General features: G+C 36.8%; 25 protein-coding genes. 1 reads left to right on the top strand and 24 read right to left on the bottom strand.

The window, feature by feature from the left end; all coding sequences use genetic code 11:
* Positions 1–13: 13 nt before the first annotated feature.
* The 23 genes from ACOMA7_RS00300 to ACOMA7_RS00190 form a co-directional block, all read right to left on the bottom strand.
* A complete protein-coding gene (locus ACOMA7_RS00300; protein ID WP_081006902.1) occupies positions 14–670 on the bottom strand; it encodes a histidine phosphatase family protein in 657 nt (218 codons plus the stop codon).
* A 105-nt stretch (positions 671–775) separates the two neighbouring features.
* On the bottom strand, positions 776–1,903 hold the full coding sequence (mnmA, locus tag ACOMA7_RS00295; protein ID WP_041152391.1) for a tRNA 2-thiouridine(34) synthase MnmA: 1,128 nt from the start codon (positions 1,901–1,903) through the stop codon (positions 776–778).
* A 140-nt stretch (positions 1,904–2,043) separates the two neighbouring features.
* Positions 2,044–2,382: a DUF1831 domain-containing protein gene (locus ACOMA7_RS00290; RefSeq protein WP_053791868.1), complete on the bottom strand. Its 339-nt coding sequence runs from the start codon at positions 2,380–2,382 to the stop codon at positions 2,044–2,046.
* A gap of 1 nt (position 2,383) precedes the next feature.
* A complete protein-coding gene (locus tag ACOMA7_RS00285) occupies positions 2,384–3,538 on the bottom strand; it encodes a cysteine desulfurase family protein (protein WP_421391271.1) in 1,155 nt (384 codons plus the stop codon).
* Positions 3,539–3,555: 17 nt separating this feature from the next.
* Positions 3,556–4,248: a 5'-methylthioadenosine/adenosylhomocysteine nucleosidase gene (locus ACOMA7_RS00280; protein WP_041152394.1), complete on the bottom strand. Its 693-nt coding sequence runs from the start codon at positions 4,246–4,248 to the stop codon at positions 3,556–3,558.
* A 10-nt stretch (positions 4,249–4,258) separates the two neighbouring features.
* Entirely contained in the window at positions 4,259–4,510 is a 252-nt protein-coding gene (locus tag ACOMA7_RS00275) for a hypothetical protein (protein ID WP_054608261.1), read from the bottom strand.
* A 22-nt stretch (positions 4,511–4,532) separates the two neighbouring features.
* Complete coding sequence (locus tag ACOMA7_RS00270; RefSeq protein WP_421391268.1) at positions 4,533–5,087, bottom strand: NUDIX hydrolase; 555 nt, start codon at positions 5,085–5,087, stop codon at positions 4,533–4,535.
* Positions 5,088–5,153: 66 nt separating this feature from the next.
* The gene (locus tag ACOMA7_RS00265) at positions 5,154–5,357 is read right to left on the bottom strand and encodes a cold-shock protein (protein ID WP_421391266.1); all 204 of its coding nucleotides are present in this window, start codon (positions 5,355–5,357) and stop codon (positions 5,154–5,156) included.
* 51 nt (positions 5,358–5,408) lie between these two features.
* The gene (gene ileS / locus ACOMA7_RS00260) at positions 5,409–8,207 is read right to left on the bottom strand and encodes an isoleucine--tRNA ligase (protein WP_301945539.1); all 2,799 of its coding nucleotides are present in this window, start codon (positions 8,205–8,207) and stop codon (positions 5,409–5,411) included.
* 232 nt (positions 8,208–8,439) lie between these two features.
* Entirely contained in the window at positions 8,440–9,081 is a 642-nt protein-coding gene (locus tag ACOMA7_RS00255; protein ID WP_053791873.1) for a DivIVA domain-containing protein, read from the bottom strand.
* A 17-nt stretch (positions 9,082–9,098) separates the two neighbouring features.
* Positions 9,099–9,881, bottom strand: coding sequence for a YlmH family RNA-binding protein (locus tag ACOMA7_RS00250; RefSeq protein WP_054608263.1), 783 nt, complete (start codon positions 9,879–9,881; stop codon positions 9,099–9,101).
* A gap of 1 nt (position 9,882) precedes the next feature.
* Positions 9,883–10,287: a cell division protein SepF gene (locus ACOMA7_RS00245; protein WP_034534475.1), complete on the bottom strand. Its 405-nt coding sequence runs from the start codon at positions 10,285–10,287 to the stop codon at positions 9,883–9,885.
* 38 nt (positions 10,288–10,325) lie between these two features.
* The gene (gene ftsZ / locus ACOMA7_RS00240) at positions 10,326–11,558 is read right to left on the bottom strand and encodes a cell division protein FtsZ (protein ID WP_053791875.1); all 1,233 of its coding nucleotides are present in this window, start codon (positions 11,556–11,558) and stop codon (positions 10,326–10,328) included.
* A 29-nt stretch (positions 11,559–11,587) separates the two neighbouring features.
* The gene (gene ftsA, locus ACOMA7_RS00235) at positions 11,588–12,949 is read right to left on the bottom strand and encodes a cell division protein FtsA (RefSeq protein ID WP_054608264.1); all 1,362 of its coding nucleotides are present in this window, start codon (positions 12,947–12,949) and stop codon (positions 11,588–11,590) included.
* A 109-nt stretch (positions 12,950–13,058) separates the two neighbouring features.
* The gene (locus ACOMA7_RS00230; protein WP_414826969.1) at positions 13,059–13,847 is read right to left on the bottom strand and encodes a cell division protein FtsQ/DivIB; all 789 of its coding nucleotides are present in this window, start codon (positions 13,845–13,847) and stop codon (positions 13,059–13,061) included.
* 114 nt (positions 13,848–13,961) lie between these two features.
* Positions 13,962–15,053, bottom strand: a complete 1,092-nt coding sequence (murG, locus tag ACOMA7_RS00225) for an undecaprenyldiphospho-muramoylpentapeptide beta-N-acetylglucosaminyltransferase (protein WP_054608266.1) — start codon at positions 15,051–15,053, stop codon at positions 13,962–13,964.
* Entirely contained in the window at positions 15,053–16,432 is a 1,380-nt protein-coding gene (murD, locus tag ACOMA7_RS00220; protein WP_301945541.1) for a UDP-N-acetylmuramoyl-L-alanine--D-glutamate ligase, read from the bottom strand. Before murD ends, murG begins: the two co-directional genes overlap by 1 nt.
* A gap of 23 nt (positions 16,433–16,455) precedes the next feature.
* Positions 16,456–17,412, bottom strand: coding sequence for a phospho-N-acetylmuramoyl-pentapeptide-transferase (gene mraY / locus ACOMA7_RS00215; RefSeq protein WP_054608290.1), 957 nt, complete (start codon positions 17,410–17,412; stop codon positions 16,456–16,458).
* A gap of 21 nt (positions 17,413–17,433) precedes the next feature.
* A complete protein-coding gene (locus ACOMA7_RS00210) occupies positions 17,434–19,587 on the bottom strand; it encodes a penicillin-binding transpeptidase domain-containing protein (RefSeq protein WP_054608268.1) in 2,154 nt (717 codons plus the stop codon).
* Positions 19,584–19,961 carry a hypothetical protein gene (locus ACOMA7_RS00205; protein ID WP_041152401.1) on the bottom strand — a complete coding sequence of 126 codons (378 nt, stop codon included), beginning with the start codon at positions 19,959–19,961 and terminating at the stop codon, positions 19,584–19,586. The genes ACOMA7_RS00210 and ACOMA7_RS00205 overlap by 4 nt, the downstream gene beginning before the upstream one ends.
* 20 nt (positions 19,962–19,981) lie before the next feature.
* Complete coding sequence (rsmH, locus tag ACOMA7_RS00200; protein WP_301945542.1) at positions 19,982–20,929, bottom strand: 16S rRNA (cytosine(1402)-N(4))-methyltransferase RsmH; 948 nt, start codon at positions 20,927–20,929, stop codon at positions 19,982–19,984.
* A gap of 18 nt (positions 20,930–20,947) precedes the next feature.
* Positions 20,948–21,373, bottom strand: coding sequence for a division/cell wall cluster transcriptional repressor MraZ (gene mraZ / locus ACOMA7_RS00195; protein WP_034531808.1), 426 nt, complete (start codon positions 21,371–21,373; stop codon positions 20,948–20,950).
* 172 nt (positions 21,374–21,545) lie between these two features.
* On the bottom strand, positions 21,546–21,896 hold the full coding sequence (locus ACOMA7_RS00190; protein ID WP_081006903.1) for a DUF3397 family protein: 351 nt from the start codon (positions 21,894–21,896) through the stop codon (positions 21,546–21,548).
* A 116-nt stretch (positions 21,897–22,012) separates the two neighbouring features.
* Here ACOMA7_RS00190 and ACOMA7_RS00185 point away from each other — a divergent pair, with 116 nt between their 5' ends.
* Positions 22,013–22,132, top strand: coding sequence for a DUF4044 domain-containing protein (locus tag ACOMA7_RS00185; protein WP_081006904.1), 120 nt, complete (start codon positions 22,013–22,015; stop codon positions 22,130–22,132).
* Positions 22,133–22,171: 39 nt separating this feature from the next.
* On the opposite strand, the gene ACOMA7_RS00180 is transcribed toward ACOMA7_RS00185, so the two are convergent.
* Positions 22,172–24,544: a DNA translocase FtsK gene (locus ACOMA7_RS00180; RefSeq protein WP_421391256.1), complete on the bottom strand. Its 2,373-nt coding sequence runs from the start codon at positions 24,542–24,544 to the stop codon at positions 22,172–22,174.
* Position 24,545: the final 1 nt, after the last annotated feature.

Here is a 24,545-nt window from a genome sequence, read left to right as displayed (position 1 = left end):
AATCACCTACATATTAAATTACGTCAGTTTTATCAGTTTTCTTTGTAAGATATTCAGTATTATTCCAACTTACTAGTTCAAATGACTTTCCGCCATCGGTTGTTTCTAGAATGGTTGTACTAGTGTTAGCTAATCCACCACGTTTTCTTAAATCCTTAATCTCAACACCCAAAAGTGAATTGATTAGTGCGTTTAAGGCAGCACCGTGGCTGAAAATAATCACGTTATCTTCATTATCGTTTTCATTTACAACACGTTTAATAGCATACTGCATTCTGCTAATTACGTCATTAAAACTCTCTCCACCAATTTCGTCGGCATCGTATTTTTCTGGATGATTTCTGAAATTGTCAAAACTTTGCGGAAATTGTTTTTTAACATCGTCAAACTTTTGGCCTTCCATCTTACCTAAATGAAACTCTTCAAATCGGTTCCATAGGCTCAATTGAGGTTTGCGATGGAAGTGTTGGATAACGCGGTAAGCGGTAATGCGCGCACGCTTAATTGGACTGGAATAAGCATGACTAAACTTAACATCTTTTAGGTACTCACCTAATTGATCCATTTGTTTATAGCTTTCCGGCAACAATTCGGAGTCTCCTCCGGCACCTTGATATCTACTTTCTAGATTCCATTCAGTTTTTCCATGTCTTACAAAGTAAAGTTTCACTTTTATCCCTCGTTCATTTTGATTTATATATATTATCTCAATTTATGCGGATAAATTCAAAGTTTATATAAAAAAAGATGCTTATTAAACAAGCATCTTTTGGTTTTAAATGTATTGTAATTCTTTATCGTCTTGGTATGCTGCATCGATAATTGCTGAACCTAGACATTCATCACCATCGTAGAACACAACGGCTTGTCCCGGTGTAACAGCTCTTGCAGGATCATCAAAATCAACACGTAATGACTTACCATCATCGTTTAGATGAACAGTTACGCCAACGTCTTTTTGACGATATCTGAATTGAGCTGTACAACGGAAGTCGTTGCCACGATCAGCAATGTCATTAATCCAGAAAATATCTGAAGCTTCTAGGTAATCTGCGTATAGGTGCTTGTTTTCATAGCCCTTACCAACATACAAGATGTTCTTTGAAAGGTCTTTTCCAACTACGAACCATGGGCGGTTATCTTTACCGTCTCCACCGATTCCTAATCCCTTACGTTGACCAATTGTGTAATACATTAGGCCATCATGGTTACCCTTTACTTCACCATCAAAAGTCATCATCTTACCAGGAGTTGCTGGTAAGTAGTTACTTAAGAATGACTTGAAGTTCTTTTCACCGATGAAACAGATTCCCATTGAATCCTTCTTTTCAGCAGTGGCTAGACCAGCTTCTTTTGCAATTTCACGAACTTTAGGCTTTGGCATGTCACCTAGCGGGAACATAACGCGGTCTAATTGTTCTGCGGATAATTGACTTAAGAAATAAGTTTGGTCCTTGTTGTCGTCGCTTCCACGAAGCAAGTGGTTGTGACCATCTGCATCACGTTGCAAACGAGCATAGTGACCAGTAGCGATGTAGTCTGCACCTAAATCTAAGGCGTAGTCTAAGAACGCTCTGAACTTAATTTCCTTGTTACAAATAACATCGGGATCTGGAGTTCTACCTTTTTTGTATTCATTCAAGAAATAAGTGAAAACGCGATCCCAATATTCTTTTTCAAAATTAACAGAGTAGTAAGGTATTCCGATTTCTGAGGCAACTTTGGCTACGTCCTTGTAGTCTTCTGTTGCGGTACAAACACCGTTTTCGTCAGTATCGTCCCAGTTCTTCATAAATACACCTACAACGTCATATCCTTGTTGCTTCAAAAGGTAGGCGGTAACGGATGAATCCACCCCACCTGACATTCCAACAACAACACGGGTATTACTATTGTCTGCCATTTAAAATCACCATCATTTCTTTTAGATTCTTAGAATCTACGATTTGAAGGTCGTATATTCCATAAAAAGTATAATAACCCATTTAATGCACCAATTGCAATGAAGATGCAAAAAAGAGGGCTATTAAGCCCTCTTTTTAATTATTTTCTCACGAAAACTTTTCTTTCCACAAAGTTATCCATCAAGAAATTGAATTGTTCAACTAATGCATCAGCATTTTTGTTGGTAAAAATATTAACCTTATTTAAACCATTTGCAGTGATGGTACTCATCTTAAATGTTTTTAAATCACTCTTAAAAACAATCTTTAGCTTGATACCATTGTAAGGATCTTCAGGATCTAATGTTCTTTCAAATTGAAAGTTACCAGCATTAGTCTTTACAAAACCCATGTCAGATAGTGTGAATTTTTTTATTTCAGGACTAACTGCGTATGTTTTAGAATCACCTTGTAATTGATTTGCTGTTTCAAAAGCCATATTAGTCAACCTTCTTTATTCTCTTAATTACCTTTACTAATGCAGTGGTAAAGGCGTCGATTTCTGAATCTGTTGTGAATTTACCGAAACTAATTCGAATTGATTGAGATGAACGATTGGTATCATTACCAAACATTGCCATCAAAACGTGTGATGGTTCAATGTTTCCAGCTGTACATGCTGAACCAGCTGAAATCGCAATTCCTTCCAAGTCCAAATTAGCCAAAATGATGTCTGAAGCAATGCCCTTAATCCAAATGTTAAATACATGTTGAACCGGGTTGTCTTCGACAGTTCCGTTAACAACGAAATCAATATCATTATCATTTAAAGCATCAATGATTTGATGTTTGAATCCATAATAACGATTGTGTAGTTCGTGCTTTAATTCAGGTGTAATTTGAGAAACCGCGGTCGCAAATCCGGAGATTGCAGGAATGTTTTCTGTTCCGGCACGACGCTTCTTTTCTTGGTCTCCACCTTTTACAAAACTTGGAAAATCTACCCCTGTTCGTCTGTATAAGAAACCAGTCATCTTAGGACCATTAATCTTATGAGCAGATGTTGATAGTAAATCAATGTGATCCTCATTTACATCAATATCTAACAATCCATAAGCTTGGACGGCATCGGTGTGGAACCATGCCTGATGGTCCTTTAAGATTTCACCAATTTCGTGAATTGGCATGTGAGAACCAACCTCATTGTTAGCAGTCATGATGGTTACCAAGATGGTATCATCGTCTAATGCATCCTTGAAGTCGTCTAAACTAATTATCCCAGTTTCATCGACTGGTAGGTAAGTTACTCTAAAACCTTGTTCTTCAAGATAAGCAAGTGGCTTTAACACTGCTTCGTGTTCAATGGCAGTTGTAATAATATGGTTTCCTAAATTCTTTCTTGCTTCAGCAGTTTGAAGAATTGCGGTATTATCACTTTCACTACCACCACTTGTAAAAATAATTTCGTCTGGCTTCGCATTAATACTGTTGGCGATAATGTCTCTACTATCTTCCAATACGGTATGAGCCTTTCTACCGATGCTGTACAAGGTAGAAGCGTTACCGTAAACGTTTTGCATCTTATCGTACATGTCATCCAAAACGTTTTTATCCATTGGAGTGGTAGCGGCATTATCTAAGTAGATTTCAGTCAAGTATACCTAAACCCCTTCTATTTTTGATTTGCGAATAAGTCTAATAACATTTGAGCAGATTTCTTACCTGCATCAATGATGAATTCGTCAAAGCTACGATCAGCGTCACCATTGGCGTTATCTGACATTGCTCTAACTACAACGTATGGGATATCAAATTGGTTAGCAACTTGTCCCACAGCTGCCCCTTCCATTTCACATGAAAGTGCGTCTGGGAAGTTCTTTAGAATGTTATCAATTACTGCTTGGTCGGCAACGAATTGATCACCTGTAACGATTAATCCCTTTTGAACGTTTAAACCAACTTCCTTAGAAGCTTCAGTAATTTCTTTTACCCATTTTTCTGAAGCTTTGAATCTTGCTGGTTGACCTGGTAATTGGCCGTATTCGTATCCAGCAGCTCTAGCATCAACGTCGTGGTATGCAGTTTCAGTTGAAACAACAACATCACCGACAGCTAGTCCTTGGCCAATTCCACCAGCAGAACCTGAGTTGATAACGATATCAACATCAAAGCTAGTAATTAATTGAGCAGTTGTTAAACCTGCTTCAACTTTACCAATTCCTGAACGAACAAGAACAACTTCTTGTCCAGAAATGTTACCTTCGTAGAAAGTCATTTCTTTGATGTCTACTTTCTTAGTGTTGTCTAAATTATCTAGCAATGATTTGATTTCTTCGTCCATTGCACATAAAATTCCAAATTTCATAAATATCTCCTTAAGGATTAACGTAGATTAGTATTAAGTAAACGACAATGATTGCAAGAATTAAAAATGCAATAGCCCAGTTAAGTCTTCTACCTAAACGTTTTGTCTTTTGTTCGGTTGTCATTGCATGAGCCTTGCCCTTTTTTTCTTCGGGTCTAATTCTCTTCAATGAAGGTTGCTCAACTGGTTCGTCTCTTTTTATAAAATCATCGTCAATAGAATTTCTTTTTTGACTATCTTGATACTCTTTTCTAGTTATCATATTGGACTTGCTCCTTTATTAATTAAAGACCAATCTTATCATGTAACTTCCAATAATAAATAGCAGTAATTGTCTTAGCATCCTCGATTTCGCCAGTTTCAATCATTGCCATGGCTTCATCAAGTGAGTATTCCTTAATTCTCAAGTATTCACCTTGATCTCTTGGTAATTCATCTTCAACTGGTTCTAAATCAGTTGCCAAGTATAGGTCCATGTATTCGTCACAAAAACCGACACTTGAATAAAATCCGGTGATTCGTTTAATGTTATTAGCCTTGTATCTAGTTTCTTCGTTCAACTCACGAACCACAGTATCCAAGGCAGTTCCATGGTCTCTACTATCAACTTTACCGGCAGGAATCTCGATTGTTTCTTTAGCAACAGGAGCTCTCCATTGGGTTTCTAATAACATCTTGTTGTTCTTAGTTAAGACTAAAATACCAACGGCATTGGAATGATGAACAACATCTCTAGTTGATGTTTCACCATTTGGCAATTCAACTGTTTGTTTTTCAACGTTGATAATTGCGCCATCGTACTTAGGCTCAACACCTAGTACCTTTTCCTCTAAATCCATAATATCAGCCCTTTTTTAGATATATATTCATTCTATATATATTTAATTATTTTTTCAATGGACTGACTAATCAATTACACGAATTTTGACAGCTTGTGGTCCCTTCATGCCTTGTGCAATTTGGTATTCCACATGTTGACCAATTTCAATTTCATTTCTAGTCTTGTTTTCGACCGCTGAACCATGGAAGAAGACCTTGTTCTTGTCTTCACCCTTTAGAAAACCAAAATCGTGATCCGGGTTAAAATTATTTACTTTACCTTTAATCATATTATTTCTCCTTAAAAATAAAAAACTGGGATAGTCCCAGTTTTTTATCGATTATTCTTCGAATCCTTCAGTAGCTGTTTCTGGGAAGTTATCACGAACAATCTTAGCACAACGTGCACAGAATTGTGGATAATCTGCATCAGAACCAACATCTGTAGAGATTAGACGGCAACGTTCACAAGTGTCACCTTCAGCATGTTCAACAACGATTGAAACACCGTTGTTAAAGCTTTGTGCATCACTTGGAGCATCAGCTAAATCTTTAACTTCTAGTTGTGAAACCATCAAGATTTGACCAACATTTGTGTGTAGGCTATCTAGTAATGATTTAACTTCATCATTTACAAATAATGATAGTTTAGCTTCTGAAGCCTTACCAATTAGCTTGTTATTTCTAGCTTCTTCCAATGCCTTCAATACGTCATCTCTGACTTCCATGAACTTGTGCCAGTTTGATGAAAGTTCATCTGCACCTGGTAAGTCCATTGGTTCTGGCATTTCTGATAGTTGAACGAATTCTTCTTTTTCAGATAGGAATGGCCAGATTTCTTCAGCAGTGTGAGGAAGAATTGGTGTAATTAATTTAGTAATTGCAACAGCTGCATTGTATAGAACTGTTTGCATTGATCTTCTTTCTGCACTATCTTCGGCGTAGATGTATAGGATATCCTTAGCGAAGTCTAGGTAGAAAGCTGAAAGATCAGCATTGATGAATGAAAGTAGACGACGGTTTAGACTTAGGAAGTCAAAGTTATCGTAGTCTTCCTTAATGTCTTTGACAAAGTTGTTTAACTTAACCATCATGTATTGGTCAGCTGACTTCATGTCTGCAAAATCAACACCATTTTCCTTAGGATCAAAGTCAGAAGTGTTGGCAAGCATATATCTCATGGTATTTCTAATCTTCTTATATGAATCAGAAATCTTAACAAAGTTTTCCATTGATACACGAACATCGGCAGAAGTATCTACGGAAGTTACCCATAGACGAACGATTTCTGCACCCATCTTCTTAATAACTTCATCAGGAGCAATTGTGTTACCAAGTGATTTACTCATCTTGTGGCCTTCACCATCAAGAGTGAATCCTTGTGATAATAATTGCTTGTATGGAGCCTTACCGCTAAATGCAACACTAGTAATTAAACTTGAGTTGAACCATCCACGGTATTGGTCAGAACCTTCTAGGTATAGGTCTGCAGGGTATGTTAGGTAATCACGTTCGGCACAAACACCTTGGTGTGATGAACCTGAATCAAACCATACATCCATGATGTCGTTTTCCTTAGTAAACTTACCATTTGGTGAATGTTCACTAGTGAAGCCTTCTGGTAATAGGTCCTTAGCTTCTTTTTCGAACCAAATGTCTGAACCATGTTTTGCAAATAAGTCTGCAACGTGGTCAGTAGTTTCTTTGGTGATGATTGGAGTACCATCTTCACCGTAGAAGATTGGTAGTGGAACACCCCAAACACGTTGTCTTGAGATTACCCAGTCACCACGATCTTTAATCATGTTGTATAGACGTTTCTTACCCCATTCAGGTTTGAATTGAACGTCTTCAATGGCATTTAGAATGTCATCTCTAATCTTATCAACAGAAGCAAACCATTGATCAGTAGCACGGTAAATAACCGGCTTCTTAGTTCTCCAGTCAAATGGGTAACTATGAGTGATTGGTTGGTACTTCAATAATAAGTTCTTTTCTTTTAACTTGTTTAATGAAATTTCATTTGCATCATCGTAGAAGACACCTTCGAAATCTGGACCAGCTTCCTTAGTTAGGTAACCTTGTGCATCAACATCAACAAAGATATCTAAGCCATATGATTTACCTACGTAGTAGTCATCTTCCCCAAATCCAGGAGCAGTATGAACCAAACCAGTACCAGTATCGATAGTAACGAAATCACCTAGCATGGTTAATAGTTGTCTGTCCATAAATGGATGTTGAGCTAATACACCTTCTAGTTCTTGACCTCTTACAGTCTTTACGATTTCGTAGTCTTCCCAACCGAATAATTCGGCATCTTTTTCAACTAATTCTGCAGCTAAAACAAACTTACGATCATCGTTAGCTGGTTTAACAACTGCGTAGTCGAAACCGGCATCAATTGTGATACCCATTGAAGCAGGAATGGTCCATGGAGTAGTAGTCCATACAACCATGTATGTGTTATCTTCGTCTAAAACACCTTTACCATCGACAACCTTTTCAGCGTAGAAAGCTGAAGGTGATTCGATATCGTGGTATTCCACTTCGGCTTCAGCTAGAGCTGATTCTGAAGACCATGACCAGATAACTGGTTTCTTACCACGGTAGATTAGACCCTTTTCAGCCATCTTACCGAATACACGAATTTCAGCAGCTTCAAATTCAGGCTTTAGAGTTAGGTATGGGTTGTCCCATTCACCGGTAACACCTAGACGTTTGAAACCTTCTCTTTGACGATCAACTTGCTTCAAAGCATATTCATGACAAAGTTTTCTGAATTCGTTAGTATCCATTTTCTTTCTGTCATATCCAGCTTGAGTAAGCTTTTGTTCGATTGGTAAACCGTGAGTATCCCAACCTGGAACGTAAGGTGCTCTAAATCCGTTCATTGACTTGTATCTTACGATAAAGTCCTTTGAAATCTTGTTTAAAGCGTGTCCCATATGAATGTCACCATTAGCATATGGAGGTCCATCATGAAGAACAAATGATGGTTTTCCTTCGTTTAGTTTTTGTCTCATTTGGTAGACGTGATTGTCTTCCCATGCTTTTTGTCTTTCAACTTCTTTAACAGGTAAATTTCCACGCATCTTAAACTTGGTCTTACCTAGGTTCAAAGTATCTTTTACACGCATAACACACACTCCCTTTTCTAATTATAAAAAAAGAAGACTTCATCACAAGGGACGAAGTCTTCCGCGGTACCACCCAAATTAGGATATTAAAAATAATATCCCATCTTTATTTACTACATTAAAAGAGATTAGCCAGAGGTGATCTGCATAGAATGATTTACAACTGACCTTCCACCATTTGTCAGCTCGCTATATTGTATCGAATTCTAAGCTTTCTATTCTCTATCTCAAGTTATTCAATTGCTTTGAATGAGCCATCAGGATAAATCTTAATAGTTGCATCTGCTGGCATTTCTTTACCTTCAGATTGTACAACTGTTTCCTTAAAATTGTCAAGGTTATTAATTTGTTCGTTAACCTTGTCGAAGTTACCGTCAATTCCGGAAATCATTTGATCCCATTCTGGGCTGTTAACAAATTGCATTTGGCTTTCAAGTAAAGTTCTGATTTTTTCTCTGAATGATTCAGTTGTCTTTCTTAAATCATCATTTGCAATAAGTAGTGCTTTAGATTGGTTTGAGATATTTTCAACGATGTCTTTAGCCTTAACGCTAGCATCATTCAAAATTTCATCAGCTTGTTTTCTTGATTGTTCAGTTACGTTGTTGGCTTCGTTTTGAGCTTCAACTTTAACCTTATCAGCAGCATTTTGTGCAATGATAATTGATTGATTCAATGAATCCTTCATACCATTAAAGTATTTTAGTTCATCTTCAGTTTGTTTCAAACGGTTCTTCATATCGATATTTTCGGATAAAGTTAATTGGTAATCCTTGATAATACGATCTAAGAATTCATTTACCTCGTCAATATTGTAACCTCTCATTTTTACAGAAAACTCTTTATTATGAATATCTTGTGGGCTAAGTACCATTGTATCTCTCCTCCAACCTATTTTTTTAATACAGAAATAATGGCTCTATATTTACCTTTTTTGGTTTGGCCTTCCTGACGCTTTAAACGAATGCGACCGAATCTTCTAACTGATACAACATCGTGTGTTGTAATTTCGTAATCCGGTCGACTGTTTACCGCCCAGTTAAGGTGAACCTTTTGATGACTAACTAACTCTTTGGCATCATTTCTGGATATGTTAAATCCTTCCGAAATTAAATTATCCATTCTAAATGATGATAGAGTTGTTGACTCATCTCTCCATTCATTTTCCGGCGTAATGACGTCAGAAAATTCTGTTTCAATCAGTGAAACCTTGGTTTTACCAATTGAGCTAATTTGCATTTTTAAGAAGTCAGCAATTTCTCTTGTGCATAGGAATTGCCATCTTGTTCCGTCGGTTAAAATATCGCCAATCGTTGATCTCTCAACACCCGAACCTAATAAAGTTCCCAATATCTTACTGTGACGTAATTTTGAGAACTTTACTGGATATCTAATTTCAAACAACTTAACTTGATAATCATCTTCAGATGGTTCGAAGTATTCTGGATATATCAAGCCACGTTTCATTTCTGAGTTTGGATATCCCCCGAAAAAGGCGACCGATAAGTCACTCTGGCGGTTAACTAAAGTCGTTAAAATATAAACCTGTCTAGGATTTAAAAACTTAGTTAGGATTGGACGATATTGATTAATTGACTCATCAATTAAATCTGCACAAGAATCGATGAACGGAACTTCTTCTTTTCTAAAATGCTGTTCAATATTTTTATCCATTTTATCTTAAACGTTCATTCATTTCTTTTCTGATTTCCCCGTCTACATAGTAGTTGTGTGGAGTGAAAAGAAAGACTAATTCAGAAATTCTCTCAATATTTCCATCAATAGTGAAAACAACTCCGTTTAAGAAATCAATAATTCTTCTAGTTGCTTCATCGCTAGCAGCATCAAAATTAATGATTACAGCATTGTTATCAATTAATTTTTGCGCAATTGTTTTTACATCAGCATAAATCTTAGGTTCAAAGACGGAAATTTTGCTGTTGCGACTTTGACTTGAGTTTTTGCTAATTGAAACTACCTTATCATTGTTCTCCACTTGGGAGTTATCTTCTTCGTAAAAGTCTTCATCTTGATCGTAATCAGTTCCGAAGAATTTACTAAAACTAAACTTAGCTGTCATTTCAATTCATTCCCTTCAAAGAAATCTAGAAAAAGTGATTAGTTCTTACGACGGAATTTAAAGAATGGAGGTAAATCGTCATCACTTGATTTATCTTCCTTTTGATTGTCACTTGAGTTGTTAGCATCAAATGGATCAAATTCTTTCTTTTGTACGTTTTCAAAACGTGTGTCAGATGGCTTGTCGCTATCTGTGTTTTCGTCGTTAGTTCTAACGTTACCTTGGTCTTCCTTGTGATGTCTTGGGCTAACTACCTTACCAGGAGTTTCTGAAACTCTTGATGGACGTGCTTGGCCGTTTAGTAGTTCTTCTGGACTAGTTTCGATTCCTGTAGCAATAACAGTAACCTTGATTTCGTCGCCTAGGTCTTCATCAATTGAAGTACCAAAGATAATGTTTACATCGCTAGTTGCAGCTTGAGCAACGATGTCTGAAGCATCTTGAGCTTCAAATAGTGACATGTCTGGGCCACCAGTGATGTTTAATAATACTTGTTTTGCACCATCGATTGAAACTTCTAACAATGGTGAAGAAATAGCCTTCTTGGTTGCTTCTGCAGTTCTGTTTTCACCTGTAGCAGTACCAACACCCATAAGTGCTGAACCAGTGTTTTGCATAACAGTCTTAACATCAGCAAAGTCCAAGTTAACGTATCCAGGACTAGTAATTAAGTCAGAAATACCTTGAACACCTTGTCTTAATACGTTGTCAGCTTCTTGGAAAGCTTCCATCATAGGTGTCTTCTTATCAACCATTTCTAATAGACGGTTGTTGGCAATTACGATTAAAGTATCAACGTTTTCCTTTAATGCTGAAACACCTTCTGCAGCATATTTAGATCTTCTTGGTCCTTCAAAAGTAAATGGTCTAGTAACAACACCAACAGTTAAAGCACCTGAGTCCTTAGCAATCTTGGCAACGATTGGAGCAGCACCGTTACCAGTACCACCACCCATTCCGGCAGTTACGAATACCATATCTGCACCTTGAAGTGCTTCTGAGATAGCTTCTTCACTTTCTTCAGCGGCCTTAGTTCCTACTTCCGGATCTGAACCTGCACCTAAACCTCTAGTTAATTTAGGTCCTAATTGGATTTTTGTTTCAGCTTTTGATGTGTTTAATGCTTGAACATCGGTATTTGCAACAATAAATTCAACACCTTTAACATCTTCAGCAATCATACGGTTAACGGCGTTACTACCACCGCCACCTACACCAATAACTTTAATTTTTGCGCCTTGATTTTCAGTAGAATCTAATGAAAATTCCATTTTAACTTCCTCCGTGTACTTCTGTTATTTTATTCGAAAAAGTCTTGGTAAAAGCGTTTAAGTCTTCCCTTTGTGCTTTTAGCTAGTTTTGAACCAGACTTTTTAGGTTTACTTGGTTGTTGTGGTCGATTATCTTGTTGAATATATTCAGATGAGTTATCGATTACATCATCGCCATAATCGTTACCAATGAAATCATCATTGGATTGAGTGTTGTTCACTACAGTTTTGCCTTCTAGTGATGATCTTACTAACACTTGAATTTCACTCATGTTAGCACGATACGTTACTAGTGACAATGGAAGTGAAAATGATGGGTGTCTTAATCCCATTTGATCTGGAATGTAGACTCTAACGTTAGTATCAAATCTATCGGCTGCTAATTCTGAGATCCCAGGCAATGCTGCAACTCCACCAGTTAGAACAATACCTCCAGGTAGGTTTAAAGCAGAGATACTGCTTAAACTCTTGTACATTCTAGTAAAGATTTGGTCTACTCTAGCTTGAATGATTTCTGCTAGGTATTTTTCAGAAATTCTGACTGGTTGGCTTTGACCAACAACTTCAATTGGAAATTCATTGCTTTCTGATGCTTCAATTTCATCAGCGTAACCGTAATCGCGTTTAACTTTTTCGGCACTTTCTAATGAAGTGTTAAGCACAACAGAAATGTCTTTAGTGATGTATTCTCCACCTTCACTATCTACAGTAGTGAATTTTAGTTGATGATCATGAACAACAGAAGCAGTTGTTTGGCCACCACCTAAATCGATTAGAACAGTTCCAAAGTCTTGTTCTCCATCATCTAAAATAGTCATGCCTTGTGCTAATGGCATATTGATGATTGAAGATGGATTTAATCCAGCTCTTTGAACCGCTTTTCTAATATTATGGATAATAGTCTTTGGTCCAGTGATGATACGACCCTTCATTTCAAGTCTTACACCGACCATACCTCTTGGGTCCTTTATGCCGTCAAATCCATCAACGATGAATTCATCAGCTAAGGTATCCATAATTTCTCTTTCTGGTGGTAGGTTTTTAATCATTGCAGATACAGTAACGTTTTTAACGTCTTCATCTGAAATTTCTCTTGATTGATCTGAGATAGCCACCATACCGCTGCATGGTTCAATCTTTAATTGGTTGGCAGGAATACCAACAATCACATCATGAATTTGAATACCAGCTTTTTCTTCTGCCTGGTTAACAGCTCTTCTAATTGATTCAGAAGCCTTGTCAATATCGACGATGATGCCTCGGCTAACACCTTCAGAGCGTTCGTTTCCTAAACCTAAAACGTTCATTTGGCCTTTTACTTTTTCGGCAACAATCACCTTAATTGACGTAGTTCCAATATCCAATCCAACATACATTTCTGAATTCATTATCTAAGGGAACCTCCAATTAAGCATAATTATTCTTAGATACTCTAGTTTATATTTAAGTTAGTTATAAGTTAATTTTAACACAAGAGTAGACAACTCTAAAGAACCATTATTAGTTTCTTTTTTTAGTTGTAGTTGTTGTTTTCTTAGCATCCTTATTCAGCGTTTCTTTTAGCTTAGTTTTTGTAGATGCTTTAGTGGTTGTATTGCTACTTTTCTTATCATCATTGATTGGAAATGAGTAAGCACCAACCTCTAAATTAATAACACTTTTTGTTTTTAATTGAGTGGCGATTGAGCGATAGAAGCCCATCTTATCATTAAAATCGTGCATCAAGATAATAACGCGATTACCATCTCGCATATAAACGTGTAATTCATCTGGGTACACCTTGGTTGGTGAGTATGAAATGACACGAATGTTGTCTCTGATGTCCTTAGGTAGCCTTACATACTTTTCAATCATTGATTTCAATAATGACTGATTATTAAATTTCACTATATAAGGCATCTTAGAATCATTAGGATTCTTTACAGCAATATTAGTAACCTTTCCGTTTTCTAATATTAGATACTGCTTGTTGCCACGAGTTTCATAACCAATTTCTTTATATGGTGAAACTGAAACAGAAAGATGATTAAATCCCGTAAATTTAAAATCTAACGATTTAACGCGATGATCATCATTAATAACCCTTTGGTTAATTTTATTTTTATGACCAATAACTTTAAAAATACTGTCCCCTTCATCTAACTGAAGTTCTCTCTTAATATCTTTTTGAGAGATATATCCGTTTCCATTAACGCTAATACTACTAATTCGACTCATTGGTGAAACCAAGTAAATCAAGATTAGTAATAATACAACTAACGGAATGATGATATATGAGGAAGATTTCATTTTATTTTTTATCTTTTGCTTATGCAATTCAACAAAATCATCGGATATTCTTGAAGCCCTATTCGAGGATTTTTTTGAGGAAAATAATTTAGACTTCATAGTAAAGTTCCTCCATTAACGGCAAATTGATTTTGCAACTTCCAACAGACGACTTGCGGCATCACGACAACCCATTTTTCTTGAGTTTTCAGCCATTTCATTTCTCTTTTCCTTATCGTTCATGATAAAGTCAGAATTTTCAATTAATGTCTTCGCATTTAAATCATTTTCAGTAATGATTAAAGCGGCATCGTTCTTCACCAAACTCAATGCATTCTTGGTTTGATGATCAGCAGTAACGTATGGACTTGGAATTAATACTGATGGGATTCCAAGAGCTGTAATTTCGGCTAAACTAGTAGCCCCTGCTCTACCAACGATTGCATCAACCTTCGGTAAAACGTTTGGCATATCAGCAATGTAATCCTTAATTACCACATTATCGTTAATTGTTTGTCCTTTTAGTTGTTCCATAACGTCATCGTAACGCTTCTTACCGGTAACGAACACAACTTGGTAATTCTTTTCGTTGTATTGACGAATGCTTTCGCAAACAACTTTGTTAATCTTCAATGCACCTTGGCTACCACCAAAGATTAAAAGGGTTGGAACATCGTTTTTTAATCCGTATTGTTCCCAAGAAAAATCAGATTTTAAGTTTGCCACTTGTTGGGCACGTGGGTTACCAGTATAAACAGTCTTTTCCTTTGGAAATTGGCTGATGGCATCTTCGAATCCAACTGCAATCTTATCAACGTGTTTGCTTAGGAAACGGTTAGTTAAACCAACCACACTGTTTTGTTCGTGAATCATTGTTGGAATATTCATTTGTGAAGCAGCGTAAACAACGGCTCCAGAAACGTATCCACCAGTTCCAATCACGATATCTGGTTTAAATTTTTTAATTAACTTTTTTGATTTATGTAGACTCTTTAAAAACAAACTAACAGTTTTTACGTTGTATAAAGAAAGAGAACGTTTGAAGCCTTGGATTTCTAATTCTTCGAAAGCGATGTTGTGCTTTGGAACGATATCCTTTTCCAAGCCTCTAGTTGATCCAACGTATAAAACTTCAGCATCAGGATCAACTCTGCGAAGTTCTTCAATTAATGCTAGTGCAGGATAGATGTGGCCACCAGTTCCTCCACCTGAAATCATTAGTCTCATTAGTTTTCTTCCTTTCTACCTGTTTTTTGTTCTACTAGTTGGATGAATTCGTCCCCTCTTTGTTCAAAGGTATCATATTGATCCCAACTAGCATTAGCTGGAGACAATAGAACAATGTCGCCTTCTTCACTCATTGCCCATGCTTCATCCACAGCTTCCTTCATGTTATTAACAATCTTGATGTTTTTAACACCGGCCTTCTTAGCAGTGTCTGCTAACAAGTCCTTAGTTTCACCAAATAAGGTAATTGCCTTAACATGGTCGGCGAAATCATTTTCCAGTTTTTCGAAAGTGTAACCACGATCTAATCCACCGGCAATTAGAACAACGTTATCTTTAAAACTTCTCAAAGCCACTTGAGTTGCTTCAATGTCTGTAGCCTTTGAGTCATTGTAGAACTTTCTACCATCGGCAGTTAATACGTATTGGACACGGTGTCTGACACCACCAAATGTACTTAGTGCCTTCTTGATTGCGGAGTTACTCTTGCCCATAATCTTGGCAACAGCAATTGCTGCTAAAGCGTTTTGCACGTTTTGTTGACCAGGAACTCTAATTTCATCAACGTTCATAACGAATTCATCTTTAAAGAAGATTTGTTCGTCCTTCACGTATGCACCGTCTGTGCTTACTGCTTCGTATGAGAAAGGAACCACCTTAGCCTTACTACGTTTGCTTAATTCACGCCATTCTTCATTATCAAAGTTCACAACGAAAAAGTCATTTTCATCTTGATTTTCGGTAATGCGCATTTTAGCGTTAACGTAGTTTTCTCTAGTCTTATGGTAGTCAAGATGATTTGAGAAAACGTTGTTTAAAACGGCAATATGTGGATGCAATGTCTTAATGCCAACTAGCATAAAACTAGATAATTCTAAGACAATGTCATCATCCTTAGTTGCCTTTGTGGTAATAGTACTTGCTGGAACACCAATGTTTCCGGCTACGTATGAATATCCAGTAGTTCTTTCTTCGTTTAGGATGTCATTAATCATAGTTGAAACGGTTGTTTTACCATTACTACCAGTTACACCAACAATTGGTGCTTCACTGACTTGACTGGCAATTTCAACTTCAACTGTGATTGGAATATTTCTTTTAATTGCTTCTTTAATTAATTCATTATCGTAAAATATTCCAGGGTTCTTGACAATTAAATCAAAATTGTAATCATCTAAAATCTTTGGACTTTGTTTAGCATCAATTACCTCAACGCCAATTTTTTCTAACTCTTCTTTTGCGTCCGATTTCAAAGGATTAGCGTCATTTAACCAAACGTTAGCGTTTAATTGCTTTAATAGCTTAGATGCATTGATTCCACTCATTCCCGCACCTAAAACTAGTATGTTTTTATTTTGATAATCGTCAATATTTTTCATAATTCATGCTCCCAAAAATATTATTATAAAATAATTGATAAAACTCCGGTAATTGCCAAAATAGCACCTGCAGCCCAGAAGACAATATCAATCTTCCATTCTGACCAACCTAACATTTCAAAATGGTGATGGATTGGTGACATTAAGAACACTCTCTTACCAGTAAGTTTGAATGATGTAACTTGAATCATTACACTCAATGTTTCCAATACAAACATGAAACCAATCCAAATTAATGAAAGTTCATGATGAACCAGAATTGATACGGCAGCTAACGAACCTCCAAGTGCTAATGATCCCATGTCTCCCATGAAAATCTTAGCTGGCTTGTGGTTGAATACCATAAATGCACATAATGCACCAACTACAGCTAAACAAAAGATTGCAACATCCATTTGGTGTTGAACTAACGCAACAACTGCATAAGCTAAGAAGGCAATGATTGATAATCCACTAACTAAACCATCTAAACCATCAGTTAAGTTAACTGCGTTTGAGAAACCAGTTAGGTAGAAGATGATGAAAATTGCGTAGAACCAACCAAGGTGTAAATCACCCATAAATGGAATCTTTAATGCTAGTGGGAAGTGGTGTGCATAAACAAAAGTGAAGATTAGTCCACCCACAATTTGACCCGCTAGTTTTTGCCATGCTTTTAGACCTTCATTTTGACGTCTAAATAGCTTGATACTATCGTCCCACATTCCTAATAATCCATACAATACTAGGATGAACAATAGGATTAGTAGTGTTGGGTTCATCATGTGAGCAACCCCACCACTAATTAGTGAAGCAATAATGATTGCGATGATGAAAAGAAGACCACCCATTGTAGGTGTTCCTGATTTCTTTTCATGCCACTTTGGTCCTTCTTCTCTAATCATTTGGCCTTCATGCTTTCTTCTGAAGTAGCCAATTAGAGATGGCATAAAGATTAATGTAATTAAAAAACTAATTATGATTGGTAAAACAATATTCATAAACATCCTGATTTCAATCCCCTATTTAAATTTTATGGTTACCTTGGTTCCACCGTCTAGACTTGCCCCTGGTTTGACGGATTGCTTATAGGCATAACCGTCACCGTCAAGTTCGGCACCAATACCAGCCATTCGACAGTATGTCGCAACATCATATCTAGACCAGCCCTTTAGGTTAGCCATAGTCTTACTACCATTGGTTTGAACGATTACCAATCGATTCTTTGAAACTTTTTCGTTGGCATCAATTGATTGATCTAATACTTTATCCCCGTCACCAATAATTGAGTATTTCAAACCGGCAGCTTTTAGTTCTGCCTTAGCTTCACTGGTTGATTTTCCAGTAATGCTTGGAACCTTTAGACTATTTTCATTTTCAGCATTTACGTTTTCTTCCAATGCTAATCTCATTACTGGGTTAAAGATTTCGGCCATTAATTGTGAAGCTGTCTTAGTTCCAGTTAAATGAGGTTGTTTCATTGTTATATATAAGATGTATTTTGGATTATTTGCTGGTGCAATTCCGGCAACTGAGTATAGGTAACTGTCGTCACCAGATTCGTATCCAGACTTACCATCACTGACTTGGGCAGTACCAGTCTTTGCGGCAATCTTGTATCCTGGAATCTTGTATGCTCCACCAATACCGTATGATTTATAAACAACATCTTCCATATGTTGAATAACTTGTTTTGCTGTACTTGCGGTAATTGGATGACCAACTACCTTCTTTGGATATGATTTAATAACCTTCTTGGTCTTTGGATCCACAATCTTTGTAACAAGTCTTGGTTGTAACATTGTACCACCGTTAGCGATTGAAGTTAATGCCCTCATCATTTGCATTGCATTAACTTGGATACCTTGTCCAAACGCTGTATTAGCTTGTTCGATTGGGTAGTTAAATTGAACGCTTCCAGTTTCTTCGCCAGGGAAACCTAAGTTAGTTGAAGTAAAGAATTGAAAACGGTTCATGTAGTTTCGCCAAGTCTTGGCACCCATTTGTTGTTCAAGGTGGGCCATGGCAACGTTACTTGATAATGCGAAACCTTTGTTATAAGTAATGTCACCCCAACCGCTAGTATTCCAGTCAGGAACAACCTTACCATCAACTAGGTATTTACCAGAATGATATGTGGCATTTCCGTTATAGTGACCACTGTTAATTGAGGATGCAACAGTGAAAATCTTCATTGTTGAACCAGGTTCGTATGAATCTTGAATCAATGTGTTACGCCAGATGCTACTTAGTCCCTGCTTAGTAGTAGCGTTAAATGTAGGACGTTGAGTAGCAGCTAAAATGTCACCAGTTTTGGCGTTCATCAAGACGGCATTCATTGTCTTTGGATGAACTTGGTTGTAAACACTGGTCATTTCAGTTTCTAGTAATGATTGAAGACGATAGTCTAAAGTAGTGTAGACGTCGTCACCATTCTTAGCTGGCTTATTAACACTTTCACCATTATCAACTTCAACACCTGCGTTGTTTAGTTGAGTGGTCTTGTATCCGTTCTTCCCAGTCAATAATTCGTTATATACCTTTTCGATTCCCATTTGACCAGTTAGTGAAACTTTACTATCGCTAGAGTTTGAGTTAGCAGACGCATATCCAATGATGTGAGAAGCAAAGACACCGTTTGGATATAGTCTTGATGGTTGTTGTAAGAAGTTCAAACCTGAGATGTGGTATGAATCTAGTTTTTGCTTTTGAGTTAATGAAATATTAGTACCAGCTGAACCAAATTCAACTTGGAATGCATTGGTACTAGGATTTAGATCCTTTAATGCTTGCTTATAAGAAATTGGTAACACTGAAGAAATTGCTTTAGCAGCTTTTTCCTTATCAGTGATGTACATTGGCTTGTTATCCAAACCAACTTGTTTCTTATTCAAGATGGCATACATTGTATAAACGTTAGTATCTTCAGCAAGCGGTTGACCGTTCGCATCGTAAATAGTTCCCCGTTTAGCAGAAATCACGTTGCTTTGAGTGTACAAACTCTTCGCCATTTCGCTTAAGTTGTATCCACCAACGTTTTTAAATACTGATACATATGTAAATCTCAATACCATACACAAAAAAACGCCTAGACATAGCAATAGTAAAAATTGTCCATAGCGGCTACGGTTTTCTCGGCGTTTTTTTTGTTTGTTCCGATTATTTAATTTATTCATTTGCTAACATTCCTTACGTTTTTATTGGACAAAGATAAATCGGCTTGTTTAGCAATTTTTTGTAGACGATTTCCGCTTTGAAGTTCACTTACTTCTTGCTTTAGTGTACTGTTATCATCTTTAACCTTGCCTAATAAATTAGTTGTTACTTGAAGTTCTGTGGCGTGGTTACCTAGTGCAATCTTTTCACCAACTAGACCAACCATTAAAAAGAATACAAGTGAACATCCTAATATTACAACAGTTTTTTCAAATTTTGACAATCCAAGTCTTACATTTGATTTTACTTCTGGATTTTGTTGTTTTTGTTGTTCCCCTGCGGAGTAATAACCAGGGGTAGCGTATACGCTATTAGCTAGATTATTTTGTGCCATCAGATTAACTCTTCTCTCTATTATTTATTAATTCTCTCAATAACTCTCAATTTTGCACTATGCGAACGATGATTATCTCTCAATTCGTCATCACTCGGTAGTATTGGTTTTCTATTAATTAGTTTGTAGTCTGGTTTCATGTTATCTGGAATGATTGGTAAACCACTTGGTAAATCTTCAATCGTGGTCTTTTCCTTAAACATCGTCTTAACTAATCGATCTTCTAATGATTGGAAAGTAATGACGCTCACTCTTCCGTTTACATCAATTAAATCGATTGCCTTTTCCAATGATTCTTCCAAAGCACCCAGTTCGTCGTTCACGGCAATTCTCAATGCCTGAAAGACTTTCTTGGCAGGATGACCACCGTGACGTCTTGCCGCGGCTGGAATACCTTCCTTAATGACATCAACAAGTTGTTCGGTTGTGTCGATTGAATGGTTTTCTCGGTTCCTTTCAATCGCCCTTGCAACTTGCTTAGAAAATTTTTCTTCTCCATAACGGAAGAAAATCTTCACTAATTTTTCGTATGGCCATTCATTGACGATTTTCCATGCGTCTAATGGATTTCTCTGATCCATTCGCATATCTAATCGTGCATCATGTTGATAACTAAAACCTCTGCTTGCGTCATCAAACTGTGGAGATGAAACTCCTAAGTCATACAGAATTCCATCAACAGATTGAATTCCTAATTTGTTCATTTCTTCTTGAATGTATCTAAAGTTGCTTCTAACAAAGGTAACCTTATCTTCATCTATGTATTGCTTGAGGTTAGTTTTGTTATATTCGATTGCCACTTCATCTTGATCGAATGAATAAAGATGACCAGATGTTAATTGTGACAAAATTCGGGCACTGTGGCCTCCCCCACCGAGGGTACAGTCAATGTAAATACCATCGGGTTTAATATTTAATCCGTCAACTGCTTCTTTAAGTAGTACAGTTTCATGATGAAATTCCGTCATAATTAGTCACCTTCTTTTCTAAAAATCAATTAAGTCTTCAGCAATGTCGTCAAACTCTTCACCAGCAGTAGCTGAGAATTCGTCCCACTTTTCCTTGCTCCAGATTTCAATTCTTGTGGAAACCCCCACAATCACACATTTCTTTTCGATACCAGCGTAGTTAATCAAAGTATCTGGAATGTTAATTCTTCCTTGGCTATCAACCTTACTTTCGTCGGCGGCTGAGAATAGAAAACGTGAAAAGTATCTTGCTGACTTCTTGCTTACAGGAAGTTGGTTAATCTTTTCTTGAACCTTTTTCCATTCATCCATAGGATATCCGAATAAACATCCATCAAGTCCACGTGTGATGATGAAGTTCGCACCTATTTCTGATCTAATCTTGGAAGGAATGATCAAGCGCCCTTTTGAATCTATTGAATGTTCATATTCACCCATTAACACGCTTCTTCACTCCTTCCAATTTATATTACCTTGATTTTACCACTATCCACCACTTCGTACCACCTTATTATTAAATTTCTTCCAACATGTACTAATTTTCACCACATTTAGATTAAAATCCACTAATTTTAGACAATAAAAAAAGAGCTACCAACGTTGGTAGCTCAAGGTTTTAAAGCGTTTTTGCTGCAATTATCAAAATGGTGGAGGACCAGACCACAAAAAAGTAAATTACTGAAAATCTCCACAAGAATTTGTAAAAAATCCCCACTTTGGCATTACTACGTGTAAACAAGTAGTAGATTGCGTATGTAATCCCAATGATAACAAGTCCTAACCATACATATGGTAAGAACGATTGATCGTGTTTATCCAATGATAATTGGTAGATATAATAGCTCATGATAATTGGAAAGAAATCACTCGCTCTAATCGAAATCTTATAAAGTTTGCTAATAATTTTTTTGACGATATTGAACAGTAAGGAAAATAGGAATAAGAATACCACCTGAACTAATACCATAGTCAAAAATCCAAACGGAGAAATAACAATCACCTCAATATGAATTAGTTTGCATTATTCGCTGATGAACTGTAAACTTTAAAATATATTATTAATTGCGGAAAGTGGTGTTAATAATGGCTAAGAAAAAGAAATCTAGATTTCACATCATTACCATGATCTTTGTTTGGTTAATGATTATCTCAACTGTTGGTGGTTTAGTACTAGGTGCTGCCTTCCAACTATTTGAAAACTAATAAAAAATGGAACCTATCAAAATGATGGGTTCCATTTTTTTAGTCATTATCAGGTTGTTTATAAACCTCTCTTGGTTTACTTCCTTCCTGAGGGCCAATGTAACCACGTTGTTCTAAGTCATCAATAATTCTAGCTGCACGATTATAACCAATTCTAAAGTTACGTTGTAATAATGACGTACTTGCCTTTTGTTCTTTTACAACAAATGCTAATGCATCATCGAATAAGTCGTCTTGGTCTTCGTTTTCTTCGTCGACCTTGATTTCTTCATCCGTAACAATCATATCGTCGTCATATTCGGCAGGTTGTTGTTCTTTAATATAATCTACCACATTTTCAACATCTTGATCAGATATAAATGCACCTTGCACACGGCTTGGCTTATTCTTATCGATTGGTAGATATAACATATCACCACGACCTAATAGTTTTTCGGCACCATTAGTATCTAGGATGGTTCTAGAATCAATCCCACTTGAAACGGCAAAAGCAATTCTCGATGGCACGTTAGACTTAATTAGACCGGTAATAACGTCAACTGATGGACGTTGGGTTGCCAAAATCATGTGAATTCCAGCAGCACGTCCCATTTGAGCCAATCTAATGATGGCACCTTCAACGTCATTTGAGACAGTCATCATCAAGTCAGCCAATTCATCAACAACAACTACGATGTATGGAAGTGGTTTTAAATCACCACGTTCTTCTTCGGTCATCCCTTTTACATATTCATTAAAAGTACTAATCTTTCTTTGATTATGCTTAGCAAACAAGTCATATCTGTGTTCCATTTCTGCAACAACCTTATTAAGGGCTCTTGCCGCCTTCTTAGGTTCTGAAACAACTGGTGATAACAAGTGTGGAATCCCATTGTAAATTCCTAATTCAACCTTCTTAGGATCAATTAGCATCATCTTAACTTCACTTGGTTTAGCATTCATTAAAATGCTAGTAATGATTCCGTTGATGGCAACGGACTTACCACTACCGGTTGAACCAGCGATTAATAGATGAGGCAACTTAGTTAGGTCGGTTGTAATAACATCCCCACTAACGTTTCTTCCCAATGGGACTGTTAATAATCCATGCTTGGATTGTTGTGATGTTTTGACAACATCCTTAAATGACACCATTGCGACCTTCTTGTTTGGTACTTCAATCCCGATTAATGATTTACCAGGAATTGGTGCTTCAATACGAATGTCCTTAGCTGCTAAGGCCAAGGCCAAGTCGTCTGCTAGGTTAACAATCTTGCTAACCTTAACACCAATTGCTGGGTGTAATTCATATTCGGTAACTGAAGGTCCCAAGTTAACATTCTTAATTTCGGCATCAACACCAAAACTGTTCAATGTCTTCTTCAATACGGTTGTATTGTGGTCGATATTTTTAAATTCATCTTTTTGGTCACTTCTAGCCACATCGGATAATAAACCAATTGGTGGCAATTGATAGTTTGAATCATCTATATCCTTAATATCGATTCCCTTACTATCATTTTCGGTGTGTCCGTTGATAATTTCAGATAGCTTTGGTTTATTTCTTGTATCTTGATTGTAGTCATCTGCTGACTTGAAGTCGGAACGATCCAGATTAGCTTCTGGCTTACTCTTTAGCTCTGGTTTTTCAGGTTCGTTATCCATCCAACCTGAAAGCTTAATCTTAGGCTTTTCCTCGGAAGCAGCTGGGTTCTTTATTCTTTGAACCCTAGACATTGAGTTAACGTCTTCACTCGGTTCATCGTCTTCTTGGTTAGCCTCTTTTTCTTCTAAACGGCGTTGCTTACGTTCTTCAATCGCAGAACCAATCTTTTGTGATGATTCTTCAGAGTACTTTCTAACGTTATCCATGACTTTGTTCATTGGAACGTTAAAGAATACGATTAATCCGACAATCATCATAATGATTGATAGAATTTCTGATCCCAAAATTGAAACCAAGAAATCAAATACTACTAATAAGCATGCCCCAATCATTCCACCACCAACTGATGAAGCATCGGTTAGATGAATGAAATCTTGGCTAATTAAAGATAGTGTCTTTGATATAAAGGCATTGTCGCTACTGTTTGAAAACAATAATGCTGACAAGAACAGTGTTAAACCAAGGTAAAAGATGGTTCCACCAATTATCCAACGCTTATTGTATTCAAGCTTAGGCCCCTTAATTAGGTAAATAAAACCAACAACTAATGCAATCAACAATCCAAATGGACTACTATCTCCGATAAAGAATCTAACGATATTATCAAAAGTGATTCCTAAAAAGCCCAATTTAAATAGACTGAATGCACTAACCAAAATCATAATAAATCCAATAATATGATTTTGATACTTGCTATCGATATTAAATAATTTGGCATTGGTGGTTGTTTTTTTCTTTTTACGCGCGCTTGTTTTTCTCTTTGCCAAA

Origin of the sequence: Apilactobacillus intestinapis, assembly GCF_049166695.1 — a bacterium.
In the GTDB taxonomy this organism is placed as follows: Bacteria; Bacillota; Bacilli; order Lactobacillales; family Lactobacillaceae; genus Apilactobacillus; species Apilactobacillus kunkeei_C.
Note: the sequence above shows the minus strand (reverse complement) of the source record. Positions and strands in the feature narration are given on the sequence as shown.